At 70.8% G+C, this 22,991-nt stretch carries 21 protein-coding genes; 12 read left to right on the top strand and 9 right to left on the bottom strand.

What is annotated here, in order from left to right; translation table 11 throughout:
• The first annotated feature begins 10 nt into the window (after positions 1-10).
• The 6 genes from QSK31_RS19465 to QSK31_RS19490 all read left to right on the top strand — a co-directional run bounded on the left by QSK31_RS19465 (position 11) and on the right by QSK31_RS19490 (position 7,360).
• Positions 11-508 carry an NAD(P)H-dependent oxidoreductase subunit E gene (locus QSK31_RS19465; protein WP_285685585.1) on the top strand — a complete coding sequence of 166 codons (498 nt, stop codon included), beginning with the start codon at positions 11-13 and terminating at the stop codon, positions 506-508.
• Positions 505-1,980 (top strand): formate dehydrogenase beta subunit, encoded by a 1,476-nt coding sequence (locus QSK31_RS19470; RefSeq protein WP_285685586.1) that lies wholly within the window; start codon positions 505-507, stop codon positions 1,978-1,980. The genes QSK31_RS19465 and QSK31_RS19470 overlap by 4 nt, the downstream gene beginning before the upstream one ends.
• Positions 1,977-4,787, top strand: a complete 2,811-nt coding sequence (gene fdhF, locus QSK31_RS19475; RefSeq protein ID WP_285685587.1) for a formate dehydrogenase subunit alpha — start codon at positions 1,977-1,979, stop codon at positions 4,785-4,787. Before QSK31_RS19470 ends, fdhF begins: the two co-directional genes overlap by 4 nt.
• A 1-nt stretch (position 4,788) precedes the next feature.
• The gene (locus QSK31_RS19480; protein WP_285685588.1) at positions 4,789-4,998 is read left to right on the top strand and encodes a formate dehydrogenase subunit delta; all 210 of its coding nucleotides are present in this window, start codon (positions 4,789-4,791) and stop codon (positions 4,996-4,998) included.
• Between the two features lie 83 nt (positions 4,999-5,081).
• Positions 5,082-6,611 carry an aldehyde dehydrogenase family protein gene (locus QSK31_RS19485; RefSeq protein WP_352244457.1) on the top strand — a complete coding sequence of 510 codons (1,530 nt, stop codon included), beginning with the start codon at positions 5,082-5,084 and terminating at the stop codon, positions 6,609-6,611.
• 59 nt (positions 6,612-6,670) lie between these two features.
• Entirely contained in the window at positions 6,671-7,360 is a 690-nt protein-coding gene (locus tag QSK31_RS19490; protein ID WP_285685589.1) for a GntR family transcriptional regulator, read from the top strand.
• A 76-nt stretch (positions 7,361-7,436) separates the two neighbouring features.
• On the opposite strand, the gene QSK31_RS19495 is transcribed toward QSK31_RS19490, so the two are convergent.
• Positions 7,437-9,146: a thiamine pyrophosphate-binding protein gene (locus QSK31_RS19495; protein ID WP_285685590.1), complete on the bottom strand. Its 1,710-nt coding sequence runs from the start codon at positions 9,144-9,146 to the stop codon at positions 7,437-7,439.
• A gap of 108 nt (positions 9,147-9,254) precedes the next feature.
• Here QSK31_RS19495 and sucC point away from each other — a divergent pair, with 108 nt between their 5' ends.
• The gene (gene sucC / locus QSK31_RS19500; RefSeq protein WP_285685591.1) at positions 9,255-10,346 is read left to right on the top strand and encodes an ADP-forming succinate--CoA ligase subunit beta; all 1,092 of its coding nucleotides are present in this window, start codon (positions 9,255-9,257) and stop codon (positions 10,344-10,346) included.
• Positions 10,347-10,350: 4 nt separating this feature from the next.
• Positions 10,351-11,232 (top strand): succinate--CoA ligase subunit alpha, encoded by an 882-nt coding sequence (sucD, locus tag QSK31_RS19505; protein ID WP_285685592.1) that lies wholly within the window; start codon positions 10,351-10,353, stop codon positions 11,230-11,232.
• 89 nt (positions 11,233-11,321) lie between these two features.
• Here sucD and QSK31_RS19510 read toward each other — a convergent pair whose 3' ends face one another.
• Both QSK31_RS19510 and QSK31_RS19515 read right to left on the bottom strand, forming a co-directional pair.
• Entirely contained in the window at positions 11,322-12,263 is a 942-nt protein-coding gene (locus QSK31_RS19510; RefSeq protein WP_285685820.1) for a nucleotidyltransferase domain-containing protein, read from the bottom strand.
• A gap of 102 nt (positions 12,264-12,365) precedes the next feature.
• Positions 12,366-13,181, bottom strand: a complete 816-nt coding sequence (locus QSK31_RS19515) for a siderophore-interacting protein (RefSeq protein WP_285685593.1) — start codon at positions 13,179-13,181, stop codon at positions 12,366-12,368.
• 60 nt (positions 13,182-13,241) lie between these two features.
• Here QSK31_RS19515 and QSK31_RS19520 point away from each other — a divergent pair, with 60 nt between their 5' ends.
• Positions 13,242-13,841 carry a TetR/AcrR family transcriptional regulator gene (locus QSK31_RS19520; RefSeq protein ID WP_285685594.1) on the top strand — a complete coding sequence of 200 codons (600 nt, stop codon included), beginning with the start codon at positions 13,242-13,244 and terminating at the stop codon, positions 13,839-13,841.
• Here the strand turns inward: QSK31_RS19520 and gcl are convergent.
• From gcl to QSK31_RS19535, 3 genes are read right to left on the bottom strand one after another with little or no spacing between them, the layout of a single operon-like run.
• Positions 13,825-15,513: a glyoxylate carboligase gene (gene gcl, locus QSK31_RS19525; protein WP_285685595.1), complete on the bottom strand. Its 1,689-nt coding sequence runs from the start codon at positions 15,511-15,513 to the stop codon at positions 13,825-13,827. The genes QSK31_RS19520 and gcl overlap by 17 nt on opposite strands.
• Positions 15,514-15,517: 4 nt before the next feature.
• Positions 15,518-16,396, bottom strand: coding sequence for a 2-hydroxy-3-oxopropionate reductase (locus QSK31_RS19530; protein ID WP_285685596.1), 879 nt, complete (start codon positions 16,394-16,396; stop codon positions 15,518-15,520).
• Positions 16,393-17,199, bottom strand: coding sequence for a hydroxypyruvate isomerase family protein (locus QSK31_RS19535; RefSeq protein WP_285685597.1), 807 nt, complete (start codon positions 17,197-17,199; stop codon positions 16,393-16,395). The genes QSK31_RS19530 and QSK31_RS19535 overlap by 4 nt, the downstream gene beginning before the upstream one ends.
• Before the next feature lie 84 nt (positions 17,200-17,283).
• On the opposite strand from QSK31_RS19535, the gene QSK31_RS19540 reads away from it, so the two are divergent.
• Complete coding sequence (locus tag QSK31_RS19540) at positions 17,284-18,069, top strand: hypothetical protein (RefSeq protein ID WP_285685598.1); 786 nt, start codon at positions 17,284-17,286, stop codon at positions 18,067-18,069.
• A gap of 218 nt (positions 18,070-18,287) precedes the next feature.
• Here QSK31_RS19540 and QSK31_RS19545 read toward each other — a convergent pair whose 3' ends face one another.
• On the bottom strand, positions 18,288-19,466 hold the full coding sequence (locus QSK31_RS19545; protein WP_285685599.1) for an ROK family transcriptional regulator: 1,179 nt from the start codon (positions 19,464-19,466) through the stop codon (positions 18,288-18,290).
• A 117-nt stretch (positions 19,467-19,583) separates the two neighbouring features.
• The gene (locus tag QSK31_RS19550) at positions 19,584-19,943 is read right to left on the bottom strand and encodes an ArsR/SmtB family transcription factor (RefSeq protein ID WP_285685600.1); all 360 of its coding nucleotides are present in this window, start codon (positions 19,941-19,943) and stop codon (positions 19,584-19,586) included.
• Positions 19,944-20,147: 204 nt separating this feature from the next.
• Here QSK31_RS19550 and QSK31_RS19555 point away from each other — a divergent pair, with 204 nt between their 5' ends.
• Together QSK31_RS19555 and QSK31_RS19560 are read left to right on the top strand one after the other, a co-directional pair.
• On the top strand, positions 20,148-21,233 hold the full coding sequence (locus tag QSK31_RS19555; RefSeq protein ID WP_352244458.1) for an MHYT domain-containing protein: 1,086 nt from the start codon (positions 20,148-20,150) through the stop codon (positions 21,231-21,233).
• A gap of 262 nt (positions 21,234-21,495) precedes the next feature.
• Positions 21,496-22,488, top strand: a complete 993-nt coding sequence (locus QSK31_RS19560) for a 3-oxoacyl-ACP synthase III family protein (protein ID WP_285685601.1) — start codon at positions 21,496-21,498, stop codon at positions 22,486-22,488.
• Between the two features lie 13 nt (positions 22,489-22,501).
• Here the strand turns inward: QSK31_RS19560 and QSK31_RS19565 are convergent, their stop codons facing one another.
• A complete protein-coding gene (locus tag QSK31_RS19565) occupies positions 22,502-22,933 on the bottom strand; it encodes a response regulator (RefSeq protein ID WP_285685602.1) in 432 nt (143 codons plus the stop codon).
• Positions 22,934-22,991 lie beyond the last annotated feature (58 nt).

Raw genomic sequence — 22,991 nt, forward strand, 5'->3', positions numbered from 1 at the left:
GGTGCCGCCCATGTCAGAGCCGCCGACGTCAGAGCCGGACCGTCCCCGTCGCAAGCGCCGGGAGGCCGCGGCGCCCAGCCCCGCCTCACTGGTCGACCCCGCGATCGCCGCGCCCGTACGCGCCGCGGTGGCGGCCTGCCGCGAGCAGCGCGGCAACCTGATCCCGATCCTGCACGAGATCCAGCGGACGCTCGGGCACGTGCCCGAGGACGCGGTGCCGGTGCTGGCCGAGGAGCTCAACCTCTCCCGCGCCGAGGTGCACGGCGTGATCACCTTCTATCACGACTTCAAGCCGTCGCCGGTTCTCGGCCCCAAGGTGCAGGTGTGCCGGGCGGAGGCCTGTCAGGCGGTCGGCGCGGAGGAGCTCTTCGCCGCGGCGCCGGGCCTCTGCGGCACCGTCGAGCAGGTGTTCTGCCTGGGCAACTGCGCGCTGGGTCCGTCGGTCGCGATCGACGGCCGGGTGTATGGCCGGATGACCGCGTCACGACTGCGTGAGGTGCTGGCATGACCACGGTCTACGTCCCCCGGGACTCGGCGGCCCGCTCGGTCGGGGCCGACGAGGTGGCCGCCGCCTTCGCCGAGGCGGACCCGTCGCTGACCATCGTGCGCAACGGCTCGCGCGGCATGCTGTGGCTCGAACCCCTGGTCGAGATCTCCTCTTCCGAAGGCCGGATCGGCTACGGCTCGGTGACCCCGGCCGACGTGCCGGGCATCCTCGCGGGCACCGCCGAGAGCATCGGCGTGGTGGACGAACACCCGTGGCTGGCCTCGCAGCAGCGGGTGACGTTCGCGCGGATGGGCCGCACCGATCCGTTGTCGGTGGACGACTATCTGGCGAACGGCGGAATGGCGGGGCTGCGCCGGGCGCGCACGATGACGCGGGCCGAGGTGGTCGCCGAGGTGACCGAGTCGGGACTGCGCGGCCGTGGCGGCGCGGGCTTCCCGGCCGGCATCAAGTGGAAGACGGTCATGGACTGCCCGGACGGCCTGAAGTTCGTCTGCTGCAACGCCGACGAGGGCGACAGCGGGACGTACGCCGACCGGATGGTCCTGGAAGGCGACCCGTTCATGCTGATCGAGGGCATGGCCATCGCGGCCTACGCGGTCGGGGCGACCGAAGGCTACATCTACATCCGCTCGGAATATCCGGACGGCATCGCGACGATGCGCGAGGCCATCAAGAGGGCTGAGCCCTGGCTGGACGGCTTCAACCTGGAGACCCGGGTCGGCGCCGGGGCGTACATCTGCGGTGAAGAGACCTCGATGCTGGAGAGCCTGGAGGGCAAGCGCGGCATGGTCCGCGCGAAGCCGCCGATCCCGGCGTTCGAGGGGCTCTTCGGCAAGCCGACCGTGATCAACAACGTGCTCACCCTGGCGACCGTGCCGACGATCCTGGCCGGCGGCGCGGACGCCTATCAGTCGCTCGGCGTCGAGCGCTCGCGTGGCACCCAGGTGTTCCAGCTGGGCGGGAACGTCGCGCGTGGCGGCATCGTCGAGACCGCGTTCGGCATCACGCTGGGGGAGCTGGTCGAGGGGTACGGCGGCGGCACGCGCACCGGCCGCCCGGTACGTGCGGTGCAGGTCGGTGGGCCGCTCGGGGCGTACGTGCCGACGTCGCAGTTCGACCTGCCGATGGACTACGAGGCGTTCGCCAAGGCGAATGCGATGGTCGGCCACGGCGGCATCGTGGTGTTCGACGAGTCCGTGGACATGGCCGCCCAGGCCCGGTTCGCCTTCGAGTTCTGCGCGGCCGAGTCCTGCGGCAAGTGCACGCCGTGCCGGGTCGGCGCGGTGCGCGGCGTCGAGGTGATCGACCGGATCCGTACCGGCGTGGACCGCGACGAGAACCTGGCCGTGCTCGAGGACCTGTGCGAGCTGATGACCGACGGATCCCTCTGCGCGATGGGCGGGCTCACCCCGATGCCCGTGCGTAGCGCGATAAACCACTTCTCTGAGGACTTCGAGGCGAGGCAGCCATGACTCTGCTGAAGGAACCCGACCACGGAACGCCCCGGCGTCCCGGCCCGGCAACCGTCACCGTGGAAGTGGACGGCCTGCCGGTCACCGTGCCTGAGGGCACCTCGGTCCTGCGCGCGGCCGGCGAAGCGGGCATCGGCATTCCCAAGCTGTGCGCGACGGACAGCCTGGAGGCGTTCGGTTCGTGCCGGCTGTGCCTGGTGGAGATCGACGGCCGGCGCGGCACCCCCGCGTCGTGCACGACGCCGGTCACCGAGGGCATGCGGGTCGCCACCGAGACACCCCGCCTGCAACGGCTGCGCCGCGGTGTCATGGAGCTCTACATCTCCGACCATCCGCTGGACTGCCTGACCTGCTCGGCCAACGGCGACTGCGAGCTGCAGGACATGTCCGGCGCGGTGGGCCTGCGCCAGGTCCGCTACGGGTACGAGGGCGCGAACCACCTGGACGCGCCGACCGACACCAGCAACCCGTACTTCGACTTCGACGCCTCCAAGTGCATCGCCTGCTCCCGCTGTGTCCGCGCGTGCGACGAGGTGCAGGGCACGTTCGCGCTGACCATCGAGGGCCGCGGCTTCGAGTCCAAGGTGTCGCCCGGCGCCGGCGGCTCGTTCATGGAGTCCGAGTGCGTCTCCTGCGGCTCGTGCGTGCAGGCCTGCCCGACGGCCACGCTGCAGGAGAAGTCCGTCGTACAGCTGGGCATGCCGAACCGCACGGTCATCACCACCTGCGCGTACTGCGGGGTGGGCTGCTCGTTCAAGGCGGAGCTGCGCGGCAACGAGCTGGTGCGGATGGTGCCGCACAAGGACGGCGGCGCGAACGAGGGCCACTCGTGCGTGAAGGGCCGGTTCGCGTTCGGCTACGCCAGCCACCCGGACCGCAAGCTCAAGCCGATGGTGCGCGACACCATCGACGACGAGTGGCGCGAGGTGGAGTGGGACGAGGCGATCGGCACGGTCGCGAGCCGGATGCTGGACATCCAGCAGCGGCACGGCGCCGCCTCGATCGGCGCCATCTCGTCGTCGCGCTGCACCAACGAGGAGGTCTTCGTGGTGCAGAAGATGGTGCGGGCCGCCTTCGGCAACAACAACATCGACACCTGCGCCCGGGTCTGCCACTCGCCGACCGGGTACGGCCTCAAGCAGACCTTCGGCGAGTCGGCCGGCACCCAGGACTTCAAGTCGGTGGCCCAGGCCGACGTGATCGTGGTGATCGGCGCCAACCCGACCGACGGGCACCCGGTCTTCGCGTCCCGGATGAAGCGCCGCCTGCGCGAGGGCGCCCAGCTGATCGTGGTCGACCCGCGCCGGATCGACCTGGTCCGCTCGCCGCACATCGAGGCGGCCTACCACCTGCCGGTACGGCCGGGAACGAACGTGGCCGTGGTCAACGCGATGTCGCATGTCGCGGTCACCGAGGGGCTGGTCGACCGGGACTTCGTCGCCGAGCGCTGCGAGGACTTCGACACCTGGGCGACGTTCATCGCACAGCCCGAGCACAGCCCGGAGGCGGTCGAGGAGATCACCGGCGTGCCGGCTGCCGACCTGCGCGCGGCGGCCCGGCTCTACGCCACGGCCGGCAACGGCGCCATCTACTACGGCCTGGGCGTCACCGAGCACAGCCAGGGCTCCACGATGGTGATGGGCATGGCCAACCTCGCGATGGCATGCGGCAACATCGGCCGCGACGGCGTCGGCGTGAACCCGCTGCGCGGGCAGAACAACGTGCAGGGCTCCTGCGACATGGGCTCGTTCCCGCACGAGCTGCCCGGGTACCGGCACGTGTCCGACGAGGCCGTCCGCGGCCTGTTCGAAGGGCTCTGGGGCCGCACCATCGAAAAGGAGCCCGGCCTGCGCATCCCCAACATGTTCGACGCCGCGATCGACGGCAGCTTCCGCGGCCTGTTCGTGCACGGCGAGGACATCGCCCAGTCCGACCCCAACACGCAGCACGTCTTCGCGGCGCTGCGCTCGATGGAACTGGTCGTCGTGCAGGACCTCTTCCTCAACGAGACCGCCAAGTTCGCGCACGTCTTCCTGCCCGGCGCGTCCTTCCTGGAGAAGGACGGCACGTTCACCAACGCCGAGCGGCGGATCAACCGGGTCCGCTCGGTCATGCCGCCCCGGTCCGGCAAGCACGAGTGGGAGATCATCTGCGACATCGCCACCGCGATGGGCTACCCGATGTCCTACACCCACCCCAGCGAGATCATGGACGAGATCGCCTCGGTGACACCCACCTTCACCGGCGTCTCCTTCGAGCTGCTCGACAAGCTGGGCAGCGTCCAGTGGCCGTGCAACGAGAACGCGCCGGCGGGCACCCCGGTCATGCACATCGGCGAGTTCGTCCGGGGCAAGGGCAAGTTCGTCCGGACCGAGTACGTCCCGACGGAGGAGCGCACCACCCGGCGCTTCCCGCTGGTGCTGACCACCGGCCGGATCCTGAGCCAGTACAACGTCGGCGCGCAGACCCGGCGCACCGGCAACGTCGCCTGGCACCCCGAGGACGTGCTCGAGGTGCACCCGCACGACGCCGAGGACCGCGGCATCTCCGACGGGGACCTGGTCACGCTGGCCAGCCGGGTCGGGGAGACGACGCTGCACGTTCGCGTGGCGGACCGCATGCCGGTCGGTGTGGTCTACACGACCTTCCATCACCCGGTCACCGGCGCGAACGTGGTGACCACCGAGAACTCCGACTGGGCCACCAACTGCCCGGAGTACAAGGTGACCGCGGTCCAGGTCTCGCTCGCCCAACCCCTGGTGCGCCACGCCACCGAGGAGACCTACGCGATCAGCGGCCAGGCCTGACATGACCGGCACCGTCCCGGCGGAACTGCGGATGATCAACGACATCGCCCGGCAGTTCCGCCATCTGCCACCCGGCGAGGCTGCCGAGGCCATCGCCTCGCACGTCCGCCGGTTCTGGGATCCGCGCATGCGGGCCCGGTTGCAGGCGCTCGCCGATCAGGCGGCGCCCCTGGACCCGCTCGCCGCCGAGGCCGCTCGCCTCGTCGGCTGAGCTTCGCGCAGTGGTAGCCCAGAGCGGCATCCGATGCCCGGATGCCGCGCTGGGCTACCACTCCACCCCACTTCGGGAGTGACATGCTGCTCAAGTCCGGAACTGACTGGCCAACTCTCTACGCGCGCTGCCGCTCGGTGGCGCCCCAAGCCTTCCTGCCCGACGGGCTCGCCAACTACTGGGGCGGGCTCTGGCGCTCCGGCGGTGCCGTCACGACGGGAGTGTCCCCGGTGGACGGCACCGAGATCGCCGGGGCGCCGGCCGTCGACCAGCTGACGGCCACGGCCGCCGTGCGGGCGGCGTACGACCAGCATCGCGCCTGGGGTGACCAATCTCTGAGCGAACGAAAAGCGCGCGTGCTCGCCGCTCTCGACGCTCTGCAGGAGCATCGCGAACTGCTGTCCCTGCTGCTGGTCTGGGAGATCGGCAAGCCGTGGCGGCTGGCCACCGCCGACGTCGACCGGTGCATCGACGGGGTTCGGTGGTACGCCGAGGAGATCGACGGCATGCTCGACGGGCGGGCGCCGCTGCCCGGGCCGGTGAGCAACATCGCCAGCTGGAACTACCCGATGAGCGTCCTGATGCACGCGATGCTGGTGCAGGTGCTGGCCGGCAACGCGGCGATCGGCAAGGCGCCCACCGACGGCGGTGTGAGCTGCCTGACCCTGGCCGTCGCGCTGGCCGCCCGCGAGGGACTGCCGCTCACCCTGATCAGCGGCAGCGGCGCGAAACTGTCGTCGGTGCTGGTCGGCGCGCCCGAGGTGGGGTGCGTGTCGTTCGTCGGCGGGCGTGATGTCGGCGGCCAGGTCGCGGCCCGGCTGCTCGACTCGGACAAGCGGCACGTGCTCGAGCAGGAGGGACTCAACTGCTGGGGTGTGTGGGAGTTCAGCCAGTGGGAGCTGCTGGGCGGTCTGGTGCGCAAGTCTTTCGAGTACGGGAAACAGCGCTGCACCGCCTACCCGCGTTACGTCGTGCAGCGGAAGCTCTTCGACGCGTTCCTGGCGGCGTATCTGCCCGCGGTCCGTGAGGTCCGGTTCGGGCATCCGCTCGCGGTCTCGTCGCCGTCCTCCGAGTTGCCCGATCTCGAGTACGGCCCGCTGATCAACCACGCCAAGGCGAAGGAACTGAACGACATCGTCGAGGTGGCGATCGCCCGGGGCGGCGTGCCGCTGCATCGGGGCTCGCTCGCCGACGGGCACTTTCTGCCGGGGCAGCCGACGGACGCGTACCTGCCGCCGGTGACCCTGCTGGCGCCGCCCCGGTCGTCGCCGCTGCACCACGCCGAACCGTTCGGGCCGGTGGACACGATCGTGCTGGTGGACACCGAGGCCGAGCTGCTGGCCGCGATGAACGCCTCGAACGGCTCGCTGGTGGCGTCACTCGCCTGCGACGACATTCGGCTGGCGACTCGTCTCGCCGCTGACGTGCAGGCGTTCAAGGTGGGCATCAACCGGCCGCGGTCGCGCGGGGACCGGGACGAGGTGTTCGGCGGACGCGGCGCATCGTGGCGCGGGGCCTTCGTGGGCGGTTCGCTGCTCGTCCACTCGGTGACGGTGGGGGAGGCTCCGCTCTACGGGAACTTCCCGTCCTACTCGAGCTATCCGCCAGCCTGAAAACAAGCCTGTATTTGGGCGACTGTATGCTAAAAGCAGTCTCACTGAAGAGGAACTCGATGCCCGACAGCACCACGCGGCGGACCAGGGCGGTGCGGCAGCCGCTGGAGCGGCCTGTGCCGCTGCGCCAGGCGGTCACCGACGTCATCTCCGACATGATCATCAACGGCGAGCTCCAGCCCGGCGAGCACCTCGTCGAGCAGGAGCTCGCCGCGCAGCTCGGGGTCAGCCGCCAGCCCGTCCGCGAGGCGTTGCAGCGGCTGCACGCCGAGGGCTGGGTCGACCTGCGACCGGCGCTGGGCGCGTTCGTGCACAGCCCGACGCCCAAGGAGGCGGACGAGCTGCTCGGCGCGCGCACGCTGCTGGAGGCGGAGTCGGCCCGGCTGGCCGCGGTCAACGCGACGCCGGAGACGGTCGAGCAGCTGTGGAAGCTCCAGGCCACCGGCGAGCAGGCGGTCGCCAAGGACGACGAGGCCGGCATGGTGGCCGCCAACGCGGCGCTGCACCAGCACATCCTGACGATGTCCGGCAACAAGATCATGGCCGAGCTGATCGGCATGGTCGACCGGCGGGTGCGGTGGTACTACCGTCCGATCGCCCGGGCCCGCGGCAAGGAAGCCTGGGACGAGCACCGCGAGCTGATCGAGACGATCGCGAGCGGGAACGGGCGCCGGGCCGGCGAGCTGATGCGCAAGCACACCGAGCGGACCCGGAAGATCTACGAGCAGCGGGCGGCAAGCCCGGAGTGAGCCGCCGCCCGCGCGGTGGGCACTGGCGAGAACGAACGGTCAGTCTCCGGAGAAAGACCGTTCGTTCTCTGCGTAACTACTTGTACATCGTCTGGTTCATCGTGCCCGGGGCGTAGGCGTCCGGGTCCACCCAGACGTTGATCAGCGACGGCAGCCCCGACTCGCGGGCCCGCTGCAGCGCCGGCCCGATGTCCTTCGGGTCGCGCACCTCCTCGCCGTACCCGCCGAGCATCTCGGCGAACTTGTCGTAGTGCACGTCGCCCAGGGTGTTGCCGACCCGCTCGCGCGCCTCGCCGTACTTGCGCTTCTGGCCGTAGCGGATCTGGTTCATCGACGAGTTGTTGCCGACCACGCCGACGAACGGCAGGTTGAAGCGCACCATCGTCTCGAAGTCCCAGCCGGTGAGGCTGAACGCGCCGTCGCCGAAGAGGCAGACCACCTCGCTGTCGGGACGGGCGTACTTGGCGGCCATCGCGAACGGGACACCGACGCCGAGCGTGCCCAGCGGGCCCGGGTCCATCCAGTGGCCCGGCGCCTTGGGCTGCACCACGCCGCCGGAGAACGTGACGATGTCGCCGCCGTCGCCGATGAAGATCGAGTCCTCGGTGAGGAACTCGTTGATCTCGTGGGCCAGGCGCAGCGGGTGGATCGGGTCGGCGTCGGAGAGCTGGCGGGGGAGACGCTTCTCGTACGCCCCGGTCTCCTCGGCGCGCAGCTCGTCGAACCACGCCTTGCGGTCCTTCCGAGAACCCGCCCGTGTCACCGCCGCCAGCACCGCGCCCGGGTCACCGACGATCCCCAGGTCGATGTCGCGGTTCTTGCCGACCGTCCGGTAGTCCATGTCGATCTGGACCACCTTCGCGGTTTTCGGCAGGCGGCGGCCGTACCCCATCCGGAAGTCGAACGGCGTCCCCACGATGATGATCAGGTCGGCGTTGTTGAACGCGTAGCGCCGCGACAGGTGGAAGTGGTGCGGGTCGCCGGGCGGCAGGGTGCCCCGGGCGGCGCCGTTCATGAACGCCGGCACGTTGAGCCTGCGGACCATGTCGATCGCGGCGTCGGTGCCGCGGCCGGTCCACACCTGGGTGCCGAGCAGGATGGCCGGTTTCTCCGACCGCGCGATCAGGGCCGCCAGCGCCTCGATGGCCGCGGGGTCGCCGGCGCTCTTCGTGCTCGCGCGATATCGGCCGGGTGCGGGGATCGTGCAGTCGGCCAACTTGACCTCGGCGTCCAGCACGTCGCGCGGGATCTCCAGGAAGGACGGTCCGGGCGCGCCGTTGTAGCACTCGCGGAACGCCATCGAGACCATGTCGGCGCTGCGTGACGTGTGCGGGACGGTGGCGGCGAACTTGGTGATCGGCTGCATCATGTCGACGTGCGGCAGATCCTGCAGTGAGCCCATCTTGTGCTGGCTGAGCGCGCCCTGGCCGCCGATCAGCAGCATCGGGCTCTCCGCCCGGAACGCGTTGGCCACCCCGGTGATCGCGTCGGTGGTGCCCGGGCCGGCGGTCACCACGGCCACGCCGGGTTTGCCGGTGATCCGGGCGTAGCCGTCGGCGGCGTGCGCGGCGACCTGCTCGTGGCGTACGTCGACCACCGCGATGCCCTCGTCGACGCAGCCGTCGTAGATGTCGATGATGTGGCCGCCGCAGAGGGTGAAGATGACGTCCACGCCCTCCGCCTTGAGCGCTTTGGCGACGAGATGGCCGCCGGAGACGGTGTCGGGATCCTCGCTGGGCTTACGCAGGATCTTCTCCGTGGATGACTCGGTGGTGGTCTGGGTCATGGTCCCTCCAGGTGAAGACTGCATACCGTATGCCGTCCATCCTCGCCGGTTCACTTTGGCTTGTCCAGACTATGGTAGACCACATATTGCATACAGTATGCTCCGAGCATGGATCTGTACGAGCACCAAGCCATGCGTCTGTTCGCCGCGCATCAGGTGCCGGTCCCCGCCGGTGATGTCGCTGCCAGCCCGTCCGCCGCCGCCGCGATCGCCGCCCGCATCGGCCGGCCCACCGTGATCAAGGCTCAGGTCAAGGCCGGTGGCCGGGGCAAGGCCGGCGGGGTGCGACTGGCTCCTTCCCCGGAGGCCGCCTCCGCTCTCGCCGGGGAGATCCTGGGAATGGAGATCAAAGGCCATCGGGTACGCCAGGTGCTGGTGGCCGAGGCGTCCGACATCGTCGAGGAGTACTACCTCGCCTTCCTGATCGACCGGGCCGACCGGGGCATCCTCGCGATGTTCTCGGCGTCCGGCGGCATGGACATCGAGCAGGTGCCCGCCTCCGCCATCGTCCGCACACCCATCGACCCCGCCGCCGGCCTGCCGCCCGAGGCGTTTCCCGAGGCCCTGCAGCCGGTCGCGGCGAAACTGTGGGAGGTGTTCGTCGCGTCGGACGCCACCCTGGTCGAGGTCAACCCCCTGATCGTGGACCGATCGGGGAAGGTGCTGGCGGTCGACGGCAAGGTGACGCTGGACGACAACGCGTTCTTCCGTCAGGACCTTTCGGACTATTCCACCGAGGCTGAAGATCCTTTGGAGCAGCGGGCGGCCGCACTCGGCCTCAACTACGTGAAGCTCGACGGGACGGTCGGCATCATCGGCAATGGCGCCGGGCTGGTCATGTCGACGCTCGACGTGGTGGCCGGAGCGGGTGCTCGGCCCGCCAACTTCCTGGACATCGGGGGAGGAGCCGGCGCACAGGTCATGGCCGACGCGCTGTCCGTCGTACTCGAAGATCCCGCCGTGAAATCGGTGCTGGTGAACGTCTTCGGCGGCATCACGGCCTGTGACGCCGTGGCCACCGGCATCATCCAGGCGCTGGAACTGCTCGGCGACGCCGTGACCAGGCCGATCGTGGTCCGGCTGGACGGCAACAACGCGGCGGCCGGGCGGTCACTGCTGGCCGAGGCCGCACACCCGATGGTCGAACAGGTGGACACGATGGACGGTGCCGCAGCGCGGGCCGCCGGATTGGGAGCGTGACGAGATGGCGATCTGGCTGACCGAGAAATCCCGCGTCGTCGTGCAGGGCATGACCGGCGCCGAGGGCCTCAAACACACCCGCCGGATGCTGGCCGCCGGCACCGACGTGGCCGGCGGCGTGAACCCACGCAAGGCTGGGACGTTGGTCCAGGTCAAGGACACGTCCTTGCCGGTCTTCGCCTCGGTGGGTGAGGCAGTGAAGGAGACCGGCGCGGACGTGTCCGTCATCTTCGTGCCGCCGGCGCACACGAAATCGGCCGTCCTCGAGGCGGTCGACGCCGAAATTCCGCTGGCCGTGGTCATCACCGAGGGCGTGCCGGTGCTCGACACGGCCACGGTGTGGGCGCGCGCCCGCAACAGCGCGACCCGCATCATCGGCCCGAACTGCCCCGGCCTGATCAGCCCCGGCCGGGCCAACGCCGGCATCATCCCCTCCGACATCACCGGCGCCGGCCCCATCGGGCTGGTGTCGAAGTCGGGCACCCTGACCTACCAGCTGATGCATGAGCTGCGCGACATCGGCTTCTCCACCTGCGTCGGCATCGGCGGCGACCCGATCATCGGTACCACGCACATCGACTGCCTGGCCGCCTTCGAGGCCGACCCCGCGACGAAGGCGATCGTGCTGATCGGCGAGATCGGCGGCGACGCGGAGGAGAGGGCCGCGGCCTTCATCGCCTCGCACGTGACCAAGCCGGTGGTGGGCTACATCGCCGGATTCACCGCCCCGCCCGGCAAGACCATGGGCCACGCGGGCGCGATCGTCTCCGGCTCGTCCGGCACGGCGGAGGCCAAGAAGGCCGCCCTCGAGGCGGCCGGCGTGCGGGTCGGACGCACGCCGTCGGAGACCGCCCGGCTGATGCGGGCGGTCATCGGGTCGCTGTAGCGTTCGTCCACCACAGGGTGGTCTCGCAGGTTTCGCGATCGCCCCCCGATGGCGCGCGGATCGCCGGGGGTGGGTGCGCGGCGCGGCCGCTACCGGCCGAGCTCGGTCAAGAACCGGTCGAGCCGCGGCTCGGGCGACCCGGTCCAGGGCCCGTCCAGGTCCGGCCGTTTACGGACCACATGCAACGTGTACGCGACCAACTGGTCCCGGGCGTTCTCCGCCGCGGTGACCTCCTCACCGACGGCCAGGCGGGCGCGCAGGCAGAGGTCGATGCGCTCCCGCAACCAGACCGGCGCCACCTCGGCCCGCCGCGAGGCCGTCTCGACATCAGCACCGGCCAGCACCGCCAGCCGCCGCGCCGCCTCCTGCTGCCCGTGCCGGCGGGCCATCCGCTCGAACCGTGTCCACTCCCGCCCCATCGAGCCGAGGCGCTCACCCCAGCTCTCCAACAGGTCCATGCGCAGGGCGCGGGCTGCCTCCCGTACCAGGTAGGTCGCCTGCGCCGGCTCGGCCGTCGCCGCGGTGGCGACGGCCTCGGCGGCTGTCGTGCGCCAGGTCTCCCGCCGGGCCGCGACGATCGCCGGGTGGAAGCGAACAACATTGATCCAGGCGACGAATCCCGAGGTCAGCTCATCGCCCAGGTCAGCGGCGCGGCCACCGTAGGCCTTGTCCAGCCCGTGGAACCACCGCTGATCACCGAGCAGCCCGACGACCTGCTCCGGCGTGCGGCGCATGGCGTCCCGCACCTCGCCGACGGTGAAGGCGAGCTTGCCGACATCGAGGGCCTGCGCCCGGCCGGACCCGGTCCACCAGTCGACCAGCTCGGCCCGGCGAGCCTCGAGCTGTGCGTCGTCGTCCCGCGACCTGAGGTAGATCGGCAGCAGGTCGATGTCGGACATGGGCCACGGCTCACCCCGCCCGACACTCCCGCCGACGATCAGCCCGTGCACGCCGCCGGCCGATCCGAGCAGCCGGGCGGCCTCAGCCACCCGCTCGTCGAGCAGTTCCCGCCATCGTTCACTGGGTCGCATCTCCACCCACGAGAGTCAACCGGATCCGGTGGTCACCCGCCGCCGATTTCGGCCTGGCCCAGGTGGATCAGTACCTGCCCACGATCAGCGGCGGCCAGGGAGTCAGCCGGGGCTGGAGCGGCCGTTCCGCCAGTAGCCGAAGAAGGCTATGTCGGACTTGGCGATGCCGCGGTCGTTGACCAGGTGGCGGCGCAGGCCCGTCGGGAGCTTGGACTCGCCGGCCACCCACGTGTAGAAGCGGCCCGGCGGGAGTGCGGCCTCCTTCACCGTGGCCAGGGCCAGCGCGCCGGGCAGGCCGGGGCCGTCCCTGCGGGGGAGCCAGTGGATGCGCGCGCCGGGTGGGGCCGTGACGTCGGTGCGGATGTCGGCGGACGACGGGACCTCCAGGAAGACCTCCGCTGCCAGGGATGACGGAGCGTGCTCCAGGATGGACAGGATTGCCGGCACGGCTGACTCCTCGCCTACCAGCAGATGCCACTCGGCTTCGGCGGGCGGCAGGTAACTGATACCCATGTCCCAGATGCCGGCCGGGTCGCCGGGGCGGGCGTGTGAAGCCCACCTCGACGCGGGGCCGTCGGCGTGCAGGGCGAACTCGATGTCGACCTCGTTCACGTCGAGGCGGGTGCGGCGGATCGTGTAGTTGCGTACCCAAGGGCGCACCGATTTGGGCAGCAGCAAGGTCTGGGCCATCCAAGCCTCGCTGTTGAGGGTCGGCATGCGCAGCGCGGGCTGGCCCTCGCGGGGGAAGAACAGACGCACCGTGTGGTCGAAGCCGGTCGGTGTCAGGTTGTCGAGGTCGGGGCCGCCGAGCGTGACGGTGCGGAAGGCGGGGGTGGTCTGCTCCGTTCGCCGGACCGTCAAGGTGATCATGCGGCGTGTGGAAGGCAACTGCACCTTCGGCAAGATGTCCCAGCTCATGGCAAAATTCTGAGCAATTACTCGCCTTCTTGGAAACTCGCTTTTGACGGGAGTGGGAGCGTGCGGCAGCTGGAGCCTCGTAAGCAGCCACGACAGGTGCGGGCGGAGCTCACCCGGGAACGCATCCTGACGGCGGCTGCTCACGTTTTCGCCGAGTACGGGTACGCCGCCGGCACCACCAACCGGATCGCCGAGCGGGCCCGCGTGTCGATCGGGTCGCTGTACCAGTACTTCCCGAACAAGGACGCGATCCTGGCCAGCCTGCTGGTCCGGCACCTGGACGCGGGCATGGCCACGAAGCAGGGCAAGCATCCGGAAAAGCTGGGCGACATCGTCCGGCAGCGGGTCCGGGCCGTGATCGACAACCACCGCGACGATCCGCAGCTGCTGCGCATGCTGATCGAGCGGGCTCCGTGGTCGCAGGAGATCGTCGGGCGGCTCGACCGTCACCACAGGGAACGCGTCGGTGAGATGCGGGAGCTGTTGGAGAGCCACCCGGAGGTACGCGTCGCCGACACCGGCATCGCGGCCCAGCTGGTCGTGGCCACCGTCGAGATGGTGGTGCACCTGCTGGCCGCCGGGCCGGAGCCGGTCGACACGGCGCGGCTGGAGGACGAGATGGTGCGGATGCTGACCAGCTACCTCACGAGTACTCCTTGACCGCGTCGATGGACGGGCCGTGCGGGGTGTTCGCCTCACGTTCGATCATGATCTCGACCAGGGCGGGGCGGCTGGTGCGGGCGGCCTCCTTGCGGGCCCACTCGATGGCGTCACGGATGTCGCCGGGGTCGACGACGCGGCGGCCGGAACAGCCGTACGCCTCCATGATCTTGACGTTGTCGGTGCCGTAGGTGTCGTAGTGGATGTCGACCTCGTAGTTGATGCCGTACGGGAGTTCGGCCTGCCGGATCAGCCCGAGGTACTCGTTGTTCAGCATGATGAGGACGAACGGGATGTCGTACTGGGCGGCCACCGCGAGTTCCTCGACCAGGAACTGGAAGCCGTAGTCGCCGACCACGCCGACGACCTCGGCCGACGGCGCCGCCTTCTTCACGCCGATCGCGGCGGGGATCTCCCAGCCGAGCGGCCCGGCTTGCCCGCACACCTGGTAACGGCGCGGCTCGTGCACCTTCTGATGCTGGCCGCCCCAGATCTGGTAGAGGCCGATCGCGGTGACGAAGTAGGTGTCCGGGCCGAAGATCTCGTTGATCTCCTTGTAGACGCGCGGCGCCTTGACCGGCACGTCGTCGTAGTCCTCGCGCCGGGTGAGCTGCTTCTTCAGGTCGTCGATGCGGGCCAGCCACGCCTTCGTGCCGCAGGACGCCTGGCGGCGGCGGGCCGCGGCGAGCAACTCGCGCAGGAAGATCCGGGCGTCCGACACCACGCCCAGGTCGGGGCCGAACACCTTGCCGATCTGGGTGGGCTCGACGTCGACGTGGATGAACTTCCGGTCGCCGCGGTAGACGTCGAGCGCCCCGGTGTGCCGGTCGCCGAACCGTGCCCCGACCGCCAGCACCAGGTCGGACTCCAGGAACGACGCGTTGCCGTACCGCTGCGAGGTCTGGATCCCGGTCATCCCGGCGTGCAGCGGATGGTCGTCGTCGAGCGCGCCCTTGCCCATCAGGGTGACCTGCACCGGAACCCGCAGATGCTCGGCCAGGTCGCGGAGTTCGACCGCCGCGTCGGCCAGGATCACGCCGCCACCGGCCAGGATCAGCGGGCGTTCCGCGGCCAGGAGCAGATCAAGAGCTTTTTCAACCCGGGGCAGATGCGGGCGTACGGGTGTGACGGGCAGCCGCGCGTCCACTGACGCATCCCACTCGATCAGCTGCTTCTGCACGTCCAGCGGCAGGTCGACGAGTACCGGGCCGGGCCGGCCGGACCGCGCCACCTGGAACGCCTTCCGCAGGATCCACGGCGCCTGCGCGGCCTCTTTGACCTGCACCGCCCACTTGGTGACGGGCTGGGCGATCGCCACGATGTCGACCGCCTGGAACGCCTCCTGGTGCAGCTTCGACGAGACCGCCTGGCCGGTGATGCAGATGATCGGCACCGAGTCGGCCTGCGCCGTGTACAGCCCGGTGATCATGTTGGTGCCGGCCGGGCCGGAGGTGCCGATCGCCACGCCCACGTCGCCGGTGGTGCGCGACCAGCCGTCGGCCATGTGGGTGGCGCCCTCCTCGTGGCGCACGATCAGGTGCTCGATCCGGCCGTCCGTCTCCATCGCCTCGTAGAGCGGGAGGATGGCGGCGCCGGGACAGCCGAAGACCGTGGTGACGCCCTCCGAGCGGAGCACCTCGACGACGGCCTGCATGGCGGGGATTCGAGGCATGGGGTCATTCCCTTCCGGAGAGCGTTGTCGTCACGGTCAGCAGGGCGGAATGGTCGTCGCCGCCGTGGCCCATCGCGCGCGCCGCGGCGACGAGTTGCGCGGTCAGCCCGGAGAGCGGCAGGGCCACCCCGGCGCGGCGGGCGGCGTCCAGCACGATGCCCATGTCCTTGTGGTGCAGGTCGATCCGGAAGCCGGGCGCGAACTCCCGGGCGATCATCGACTCGCGCTTGAGGTCGAGGACGCGGCTCGCGGCCAGCCCGCCGGCGAGCACGTCCAGGCCCTTCGCCGGGTCCACTCCGGACGCCTCGAGCAGCACGATCGCCTCGCCGACCAGGGCGTAGATCCCGGCCACCACGAGCTGGTTGGCGGCCTTCACGACCTGACCCGCGCCGTGCGCCCCGACGTGCACGACGGTGCGGCCGAGGACCTCCAGGACCGGGCGCGCGGCGGCGACGTCGTCCTTCGTACCCCCGACCATGATGGACAGAGCCGCCTGCTTGGCGCCCACCTCGCCGCCGGAGACGGGTGCGTCCAGCACCCGGATGCCGCGTTCCGCGGCGGCGCGGGCCACCGCGATCGACGTCTCCGGGCGGATCGTGCTCATGTCGATCAGCAGCGTGCCCGGCTTGGCCCGGGCCAGGATCCCGTCGTCGCCGTACGCGACCTGCTCGACCTGCGGATGGTCGGGCAGCATGGTGATCACGACCTCGGCGCCGGCCACCGCGTCGGCCACGCTCTCCGCGACGCGCCCGCCGATCGCCGCCAGTTGCTGCCGGGCCTCCTGCTGCACGTCGAACCCGGCCACCCGGTGCCCGGCCGCGATCAGGTGGCTGGCCATGGGCGACCCCATGATGCCCAGCCCGATGAACCCGATGTCGGTCATGAAACGGCCTCCCTGGTGAGCCAGCCGAAGGTGTCGGCGGTGGTGGTGCTGGGGGCGTACTCCAGTCCGATGTGGCCTCGGTAGCCGTGCGCGATGAGGCGCTCGACCACGCCGATCAGATCGAGCTCGCCGGTGCCGGGCTCGTGCCGGCCGGGCGCGTCGGCGATCTGCACGTGGCCGATCCGCTGGGTGAGCTGGTGCAACGTGCTCAGGTCGTCGCCGTTGACCGCCAGGTGGTAGAGGTCGGCGAGCAGCCGCAGGTTGTCCCGGCGAGGGAGGCGGTCGATCACGGCGAGCGCGTCGGCGGCCTTACGCAGCGGGTAGAGCGGCACGCCGCTGAGCGGCTCGATCACCACCTGCGCGTCGATCCGGGCGGCGTAGTGCGCGGCGTGCGCCAGCGCCTCGATCGCGATGTCGTCCTGCCGGCCGGGGTCGACGCCGGGCAGCCGGTTGCCGTAGAGCGCGTTGAACGAGCGGCACCCGGTCCGCACGCCGATCGCCACGGCGACGTCGACGCCGTCCAGGAACTCGCGGGTGCGTTCCGGCCAGGAGACCAGCCCCCGATCGCCAGCGGCCATGTCGCCGGCGAAGAAGTTGAGCCCGACCAGCCGCACACCGGCCTCGCCGATGGCGTCGACGAAGCGGTCGACCTCGGCCTCCGCGGGGGTGGCGGTGGCGAACGGCCACCAGAACTCGACCGCCTCGAAGCCGGCGGCACGCGCTGCCGCGGGCCGTTCGAGCAGGGGCACCTCGGTGAAGAGCATCGACAGATTGACGTCGTACGACCACAGCGCGTCCGTCATTTCAGTATCCTGTATGCAGTATGGAGTGGTGTCAAGCGCACAAATTGTCGTCGCGTCGAGGCCGTCGTGGACTGCACTCCTCACATGAGGTCTTTACGTACCGTCCTGATCGGCGCCGCGAGCGCCGCCGTCCTTGTCCTCACCACGGCCCAGCCCGCCTCGGCCACCTTCCCCTGGCTCCGGCTGGAGTTGCGCTACACCGGCGAGTTGCAGGCGCCGGCGCTGGTCAGGGACAGCAGCGGCAACGAGGTGCACGGCGCCGTCCTGACCGGCGGGGGCGGCACCGTGACGCCGGTGACCGAGAACGGCCGCCAGTTCCTGCGCTTCCCGGGCGGCAGCTGCACCACGGCGCCCTGCCCGCAGGGGATCATCCGCCCGACCAGCACGGTCACGCTGGTGCCCGGCAACGAGGGGGAGGGGCGGTTCGTGTACGGCGCGGACATCCGGCTGACCGCGCCGCCGTCACCGGACGCCGGACAGAACGTGTTCCAGTTCGGGGCGGCCGGCGCCGGGCTCAGCCAGTGGAAGCTGCAGGTCGACTACGGCCGCCCGTCCTGCCGGTGGTCCGACGGGACGCAGGTGGTGCTGCTCCCGGCCGGTCCCGAGGGCTGGCAGATGACCGTCGGCCGCTGGTACCGGGTCACGTGCAGCCGGAAGGCACGCGTCTTCTTCTCGACCCGGGTGGAGGACCCCGCCACCGGGCGGCCGCTGGCGCTGCCCCGGATCCAGACCGTGCAGATGGCCGGCATCCTGCCCACCGGGAACGTGGTCATCGGCGGCAAGCGGATCAACGCCGCCCAGTCCGACGTCGACACCGACCAGTTCCACGGCGACCTCGACAACGTCGAGTTCGGCCGCCGCTCCGACTGACCCTTTGCTCTGCTTACACCCACGCATCGACGTCGCGCATTTCGAGATTTTGCGCGGCGCCGCCACCGCCCCCACCCAGTCACTGGGTGGGCGGCAACCGTAGCGAGGAACTGTGGCGGAAAAGTGAACTGTCCACAGGGCTGGGCAGCCGATGCGTACGGGTAAGCAGAGCAAAGCGGTGGTGGGTCGATGCGGATGCTGAGGTGAGGTGCGGGCGGCTATGCCGTCGGGGCGAGGGCGCCCTGGCCGAGCGGGTCGGCGAGCAGGTCGGCGAAGGCGAGCTCGGCCGCGCCGGCCAGGGTGGTGTCGTCGCCGAGGACCGGGGTGCAGAGGCGGACGCGTTCGCGGGACACCGGCAGCACGTTGATCGCGATGCGCGCCCGGACCCGGTCGGCGGCGGCCAGGTAGACGTCGCTCATCATGCCGCCGAAGATCAGCAGGCCGGGGTTGAAGAGGTTGATCAGGGTGGCCACGCCGATGCCCAGCCAGTCGCCGATCGAGCGGACCGCGGCGGCCGCCTGCCGGTCACCGGCGGCGGCGTCCGCGATGACCGACCGCACCTCGTCGCGGCCGATGCGGTCCGCCGGGCGGCCGGCCGCGTCCAGCAGCGCCCGCTCGCCCACCTCGGCCTCCAGGCAGCCCCGCGACCCGCACGAGCAGACCCGGCCGTCGTACGGGTTGACCAGCATGTGCCCGAGCTCGCAGCCGTAGCCGCCGTCGCCGTCCAGCAACTCGCCGCCGACGATGATGCCGCCGCCGACACCGACGTCGCCGTGCAGGTAGATCAGGTTCCGCAGGCCGGCGCCGGCGCCGCGGACGTGTTCGGCCATCGCGCCCAGGTGCGCCTCGTTGCCGACCGTCACCGGCAGGCCGAGACCGAGGCGGGCGCCCAGCGCGGCGCCGAAGGCCTGGTCGACCCAGCCCAGGTCGGGGCCGTACCGGACCATGCCGTCGGCGCGCCGGATCATGCCGCAGTAGGACGCGCCCACCCCGGCGCAGACTGAACCGGGCGGGGCGGTGCGATGGAGTTCCGTACCCATGCTTGCCAGCGCCTCGACCACCACCTCGAGGTCCGCGCCGGCCCGGGGCCGCGGCACGGCGCGCCGGGCCAGCACCTGCCCGCCCAGCGCGACCCGCGCCGCGGTCAGCCGGTCGACCGCGACGTCGAAGGCCAGCGCGTACACCCGCTCGGCGGCCGGGGCGACCACCAGCGAGGGGCGGCCGACGCGACGGTTCGCCGGCGGCGCATGCTCGTGGACCAGGCCGGCCCGGGCCAGGCGGGAGGTCAGTGCCAGGACTGTGCTGCGGTTGACGCCCATCCGCTCGGCGAGCGCGGCACGGGTGAGCGGCCCGGCCACATGCACGTGCCGGAGGAGCGCACCCTCGGCCTTGCTCACGCCGGTGACCATACGTCCTCGGCGCGGTCTTGGTAATCCCCAGTGACCGGGTGATGACCTGGTGCGATGTTCGGGGCCGGTAAATCGCAGGTGAATTCTCGCGGGGCGAGTTGCCGGTCAGCCCGGTGCGGGATCGCCGGGATCCGCCGCCAGGCGCCGCTCTCGCTTACCCCGGGCGACCTCGGTGGCGAGCGCGTCGAGGTGCGGCGTCCAGAGCCTGCGGAAACGGCCGAGCCACTCGTCCGCCACGCGCAGCGCGCTGTCGTCGACGGTGTAGAGGCGGCGGGTGCCCTCCGCGCGTACGGTGGCGAATCCGTTGTCCCGCAACACCCGCAGATGCTGGGAGACCGCCGGCTGGGTGATGCCGAACTCGGCCCGGACGACCGTGGTGACCGCCCCCGAGGACTGCTCGCCGTCGGCCAGCAGTTCGAGGATCCGGCGCCGGACCGGATCACCGAGGACGTCGAACGCGTGCATGGTCCGACCGTATCAAGGCTGCCTTATATAACGATGCCCTGACCCATGCGAACGGTGGTTCGTACCTGGCCCAAAGTCTTGATTCTGATCTGGATGCATCCCACAGTTGTGCAGATGGGGGCCGGTGCAGGCATCATGCATCCGGTTGACGAACGAAGGGGAAGCTGGATCATGGCGGAGATCCATCACCTGGCTCATGGATGGGTGACGCCCACCGTTAGTTATGTGCTCTCGGTGCTCGGCTCCTTGCTGGGCCTCACCTGCGCGGTCCGGTTCCGGACTGCGAACAGTCGCGGTGCCCGCAACTTCTGGCTGATCCTGGCGGCGGTCGCGATCGGCGGCACCGGCATCTGGACCATGCACTTCGTGGCGATGCTCGGGTTCGACGTGGTCGGCAGCCCGATCCGCTACGACGTCGGCCTGACCGCGGCCAGCGCGCTCCTGGCCGTGGTGGCGGTCGGCATCGGCCTGGCGATCGCGCTCAACGGCACCGCGGCCCAGCAGCTGCGCATCATCGGCGGCGGGGTGCTGGCCGGCCTCGGTGTGGCCGGGATGCACTACACCGGCATGGCCGCGATGCGGCTGGACGGCACCATCGACTACAGCGCCACCCGGGTCGGCATGTCGGTCGGCATCGCCGTGGTCGCCGCGGCCGTCGCGCTCTGGCTGGCCGTGACCGTCCGCAAGCCACTGGCCATCCTGGCCGCCGCCCTGATCATGGGCGTGGCCGTGAACGGCATGCACTTCACCGGAATGTCGGCCATGTCGGTACGCCTCGAACAGCCGGTCACCGCGCTCAACGGCGCCACCGCGTCGCAGTTGCTCCTCCCGATCGGGCTGGCCGTGGTGTTCGGCGTGCTCGGCCTGGTCTACGCGCTGATGGCGGCGCCGACCGAGGAGGACCGTGCCGGGCTGGCGTACCTGGCCGCGCGGCAGGAGGTCGACGACGTCCCGGCGCCCGCACCGGCCCGGCCCACCTTCGGCGGAGTGCCCCAGCAGCGCTCGGCGCCGGCACCTGCGCCGCAGCCGCAGCGCCCGATGCCGCCGGCCGCTCGGCAGGCGCCGCCACAACAGCGCCAGCCGCAGAGGCCTCCACAGCAGCAGCAGGTCGGCTCGGCGCCGTCGCTCGGCGAACGGCTCGGCTCGCTGCAGCGGGAGCAGGCCCAGGCGGCGGCCCAGGCCCGGGCGGACGGCGACGAGGAGACCCGGCGGCTCGGCGGGCAGCCGGCCCCACGCCGGATGCCGAACCCGGACAGCAGCTGGACGTTCCGCGATCGCGCCGAGAAGTAGCCGAACGTAGAACACGCCTCCGCTGACCAGATGGTCAGCGGAGGCGTTGTGTTTCCGGCGTGCGACCGGAGGGTTGCCGCTGGCTCCTTCTCCGAATTCCGCTGGTCGCGGGTCTATCCCGGCCGCCCCGTCGTCGTGAACCGGGAACCGTCCGGACGACCGGGATGACCTTGCGGGTGATGACTCTGGGTGACCATTGATCGACGATCGAAGGGACGGCAGCGTTCGGTGGACTGCCGTCCTTGTCGCGTAGGTGGTGGGCATGCCCAAAGGCGTCGGAATCCTCGGCACCGGTTCGTACCTCCCGTCCCGGGAGGTGACCAATGCCGAACTTGCCACCCTGGTCCCAGGCGCTGACCCGGAGTGGGTCGCGCGCAAGACGCTGATCGAGGCGCGCCGGTTCGCGGCACCGGACGAGGCCGCCTCGGACCTCGCCGCCAAGGCCGCGTTCCCGGCCCTGGAGGCCGCCGGCATCACCGCGTCCGACCTCGACTACGTGATCGTCTCCACGTCGACCGGTGACTCTCCGCAACCTCCGACGGCGACCCTCGTGCAGGAGCTGATCGGCGCCGACCGGGCCGCCTGCTTCGACATCAACGTCGTCTGCGCCGGCTTCGTCTTCGCGCTCTCCATGGCGCGCAGCCTGGTGGCCGTGCAGCCGGGCGCCAAGGTTCTGGTGATTGCCTCGGACGTGTACTCGCGCATCCTGGACTTCTCCGACCGGCGCACGGCCGTCCTCTTCGGCGACGGCGCCGGAGCGGCGGTGGTCGGCGCGGTGCCCGAGGGCTACGGCATTCTGGACACCGAGCTGGTCAGCCGCGGCGCCGCGCACCAGCTCATCCGGGTCGAGGCGGGCGGCAGCCGCAAGCCGGCGTCGCACGAGACCGTGGACAACGGCGAGCACTTCTTCCGGATGGACGGCCGGGGCGTACGCGAGTTCGTCGCCGAGCACGTGCCGCCGGTGCTGGCCGCGATGCTGGAGCGGGCCGGGCTGCACGCCAAGGACGTCGACCACTTCGTGCCGCACCAGGCCAACGGCGTGATGCTGCGCGAGCTGGTCGACCTAGCCTCGCTGGACGGCGCGACCACGCACCTGACCCTGGGCCGCTACGGCAACGTCGGCAGCGCCTCGGTGCCGGTCGCGCTGGACGTGGCTGTCCGGTCCGGCGCGGTGCACGAGGGCGAGCTGGTGCTGCTGGCCGGATTCGGCGGCGGCATGGCGGTCGGCGCCTCGGTCCTGCGCTGGCAAGGCTGAGCCCGCGTATGAGTCAGTCCTTGTGGGGGAGGACGGCGACCTCGCGGTAGAACCGGTCGATCTGACGGACCGTGGCCTCGAAGTCGTCCAGGCCGAAGGGCTTGGTCACGTAGGCGTTGGCCCGGTGCTGGTAGCTCGACACGATGTCCGGCGCGGCGCCCGACGTGGTCAGGATGACCACCGGGATCGCCTTGAGTTCCTCGTCGCTCTTGATCGCGGCGAGCGTCTCGCGGCCGTCCATCCGGGGCATGTTGAGGTCGAGCAGGATCAGGTCGGGACGGAGCGCGTCGACGTACGGGCCCTCACGGTGCAGGTAGTCGAGCGCCTCGCGACCGTCCGCCACGCGGGCGACCGTGGTGTTGCGGCCGGCGGCGTCGAGTGCCTCCTCGATCATGAGCGCGTCGGCGTCGTCATCGTCGACGACGAGGATCTGGAGGCTCCGCACCCGACTTCTCCCTTGTTTGCAGTGGCGCAAGCATAGGGCTCCGCCGGGGCCCGCTTCC

It is taken from the genome of Actinoplanes sp. NBRC 103695 (assembly GCF_030269485.1).
Lineage (GTDB): Bacteria > Actinomycetota > Actinomycetes > Mycobacteriales > Micromonosporaceae > Actinoplanes.